This is a genomic window from uncultured Acetatifactor sp. (assembly GCF_948601915.1).
In the GTDB taxonomy this organism is placed as follows: domain Bacteria; phylum Bacillota; class Clostridia; order Lachnospirales; family Lachnospiraceae; genus Acetatifactor.
In genome coordinates this window covers 1-3,434 of the sequence record NZ_CAPDXS010000245.1, presented here as the reverse complement: position 1 = coordinate 3,434, position 3,434 = coordinate 1, and the positions used below count along the sequence as shown (strand labels likewise).

Annotated in this window: 3 protein-coding genes and 1 tRNA gene; all 4 read right to left on the bottom strand. The window is 58.2% G+C overall.

Annotated elements, in window-relative coordinates; all coding sequences use genetic code 11:
• Positions 1-173 precede the first annotated feature (173 nt).
• Positions 174-245: transfer RNA gene (locus tag Q2B33_RS23570), tRNA-Glu, on the bottom strand.
• Entirely contained in the window at positions 240-452 is a 213-nt protein-coding gene (locus Q2B33_RS23565; RefSeq protein WP_300782126.1) for a hypothetical protein, read from the bottom strand. Before Q2B33_RS23565 ends, Q2B33_RS23570 begins: the two co-directional genes overlap by 6 nt.
• Positions 452-3,169, bottom strand: a complete 2,718-nt coding sequence (locus Q2B33_RS23560; RefSeq protein ID WP_300782124.1) for a sensor histidine kinase KdpD — start codon at positions 3,167-3,169, stop codon at positions 452-454. The genes Q2B33_RS23565 and Q2B33_RS23560 overlap by 1 nt, the downstream gene beginning before the upstream one ends.
• Positions 3,132-3,434: winged helix-turn-helix domain-containing protein (locus Q2B33_RS23555; protein WP_300823356.1), on the bottom strand; the 303-nt coding region annotated here is incomplete at its 5' end. The genes Q2B33_RS23560 and Q2B33_RS23555, both read right to left, overlap by 38 nt.

The following is a 3,434-nucleotide window of genomic DNA, read 5'->3' as shown; positions in this document are numbered from 1 at the left end:
CGCTGCAAATTTAACCGGTGCGCAGTATAAATACCGTGTTTTATTTGAGCATCCGTGCAATACTATACCTCGAAAGAAAAAGATGTGCAACTGGTATTTTTCACAAAAAAAATGCCGGAACACTATGAATTCAGTCCCCAGCACCTTTCCTTCAAGAACTATTCTCTTAAGAGCAGCTGATAGGGGAATCGAACCCCTGTTTCCGCCGTGAGAGGGCGGCGTCTTGACCGCTTGACCAATCAGCCTCGTCCGCGGCTTTTCTGTCTTTCAGAACCCATCGCCTCGGTACTCGTATATAATACAACACCTTTTTGAAAAATGCAAGTGTTTTTTTCAAATTTTTTCAATTTTTTTTGCAAGTGTTTTGCAGCCCATTTTTCAGGGCTTTTTTGAGGGGCGGCCAACGCTCCCAAAGAGCTTTGGCCGCCCGGCTTTTCTTCAGTGTTTTTCACTATTGCCTATCATGATTGCTCCCGTCGCCGGCCAGAACCTGAAACGCGATTTTGACGATGAACAGATCCGCGTCCGTCTCCCAGGTGAACTCTCCGCCGCAGGCCTCGGTGAAGCTCTGGGCGATGGAGAGGCCCAGGCCGCTGCCGCCGTCGGTGCGGCTGGCGTCTCCCCTGGCAAAGCGCTCGGCGAAGTCCTTTCCCTTTTCCAGCTCCCGGCTGGAGGTGTTCTTCACGCTGGCCACCGCCGCAGAGCCTTCCGTGTGCAGGGCCACGTACACCCTGGAGCCCTGGAGGGAATATTTTATGGCGTTCTGGAACAGGTTCTGGAAGACGCGGTAGAGGCGCTGGCCGTCCGCCATGATCGTCACCGCCGCATCCGGGATTTCCGTCCGGAAGACCACATCGCTGTCCCTGATCTGTTCCTCCATGTCCGCCAGGGTCTGGCGCAGGAGCTTGCCGAAGTCCAGCTCCTCCATCTCCATGGGCAGCTCCCCGGAGGCGGCCTTGCTCACCGCGAACACATCCGTGACCATGTTCTTCAGGCGCTGGGATTTCTCGTCCAGAATCCTGACGTAATCCCTGATATGATCCGGCAGGCCTTCCTCCTGCTTCAGGAGCTCCACATAGCTGATGATGGAGGTCAGGGGGGTCTTGATGTCATGGGACACATTGGCGATCAGCTCCACCTTCATGCGCTGGCTCTTCATCTGTTCGTCCACTGCCGCTGCCATGCCGTGGCGGATGTCCTCCAGCCGGGCCATGACAGGCTGCAGGTCCTGGCTGCATTCCGCTTCGTGGTCAGAGACGCTGCTGCCGGGCTTCGGGTCATGGCTGTTTTCGGGCGCTTCGCCGTTTTCGTTTTGTGCATCCGGGCCGCTGCCGGGCGCTTTGCTCCATCCCTCCCCATAGTCGCCGTTCCTGATTTCCGTGATGCGGCGGGACAGCGCTTCCACCTCCCGGGCCGCTTTCATGTTCTTCTTCAGGGTCAGGTACAGCACCGCCAGGAAGAGGATCGTCTCCAGAACGGCCAGCAGGCAGACGATGGCTCTCACGTACTCTCCTTTCCAGAGCACATCCACCAGCGCCACCTGTTGCATCATCAGGAGGGCGTAAATCAGGCCTCCGAAGAAGAGCAGCTTATTTCTGCGGGACATTTTCCGGGGCAGGGGCTGATTCATGTTCTTCGCGCTGAATGTGCGGTAAAGCTTTGCCGTCAGGCTGCAGCGCCATATCTTCCTATTATATCGCAAATCGTTCCAGGGAAGCCACAGGCCCCAGAACAGCAGGATCCAGAACAGGGGCGGGATGCCGCTTACCAGCTCTCTGCCGACCCAGGCGGCTCCCTCCAAGCTAAAGTTGTACTCATATGCGTACAGCGCCTCCTCCCACATGTACCCGTAATCCAGCAGGAACACCAGCAGCAGCATCCAAAGCCCGTAGACAAGGGCCAGGAACAGCAGAATCTTGCATTCCAGCCAGATCCTTGCCTGGAAGCACGCGATGGCCTCCTTTGCCTGTCTTCCGCTCTTGCGCAGAAGGAACGCGGCGATCAGCAGCCCAAGGCCCGCGGCCAGGCCCGTGAAGCCCTGCGCCAGGCTCTGCCGCCATGTCCGGAGGTTTGTGTCCATCCAGTAGAGGCTGTTGTCATACTGCATGGAGCCTCCCTTCTGGTAGGAGCCCTCCATGTAGAGCACAGGGGCTTTCGCCACGGCCATGCAGACAGCGGCTTTCTTCACGGCGTCGTCTGTCCGGAAATTGGCATAGCCGGGCACATACCAGTCACTGTCCTCCCGGTAATAGCCGTCCCCATAGACGTCCACCTCCCTGCCGTCCTTTAGGATCCGGACTTTCTCCCCGTCAAAATACAGGAGGAAATTGTAGCCCTCGGGCAGGCTCACGTCGCCGAACGCCGTGGAGATGCCCTCCGCCGCCTTACTTTGGGAATCCTGCGCTTCCCCGCTGCCCGGGGCCGCTCCCAGAAGGTCGGAATTGCTGTACAGCACCTTGCCGTCATAGGCGACTGCATAGAGGAGATTCTTGTCCCCCTTGATGCTGTCGTGGTACTTCCCGGCAATCTTCTGCTTCTGTTCCTCCGTCAGGGGCTTCCGCTGTTCCCGGGACAGTCCATCCGGCAGGCTGTCCTCCAGCGCTTCCATCAGATGGCCCATTTCCGCCCGGTACACCTCCAGCCCGGACCGGAACGCCTCCATGGATGCGGAATCCTCCGCATTGTCCATGGCATCCAGCAGCTCCTGGTAGCCCTCCTGCATCTCCCTCAGGCTTTCCAGCCAGTCCGCCAGCTCCTCCGCGGACATACCGGAAGCACTGCCGGAATACCCCACGGAGAATTCGGCCTGCTCCTCGAGCAAATCGGCCCTGACAGCCTCCGAGAGAAAGCCGGAGTCGCCGTATCCGTACCCGCCGTCATACCATTGTCCGCTGCCATAATAGGCGCCGTCCTCATATCCCCGGATGCCCCACAGGCCCTCTCCGCCCGTGGCCATGATCAGAAAATCCTCCAGGCGGCCCGCCACGTATGCCCGAAACCTTGCGCTCTCCTGGTAATCGTCCTCCAGCAGCCTGTCAAGCTCCCAGATATGGACGCTTGCGGGCTTCCTCCTGAGGATTTCCGCCAGGCTTCCCAGAGTCAGGCTGACCCCCAGGAAGAAGAGGAGGAAGCTAATTGCTTTTTTCCTGTTTTTCCATTTTGTATCCAATGCCCCACACCACCTTTATATATTCTGGCTCTTTGGGATTCAGTTCCAGTTTCTCGCGGATGCGCCGGATGTGCACCATGACCGTGTTCTCCGACGCATAGGCCTCTTCGTTCCAGACCCTGCGGTAGATTTCCTCCGCCGGGAACACGCGGCCCGGATTGCGCATGAACAGATCCACGATTCTGGTCTCCGTGGCGGTGAGCCTGACGGGTTCTCCGTCCGCGTAGAGGGTTTTTTCCTCCGTATTGTACAGGAGACGGCCGTT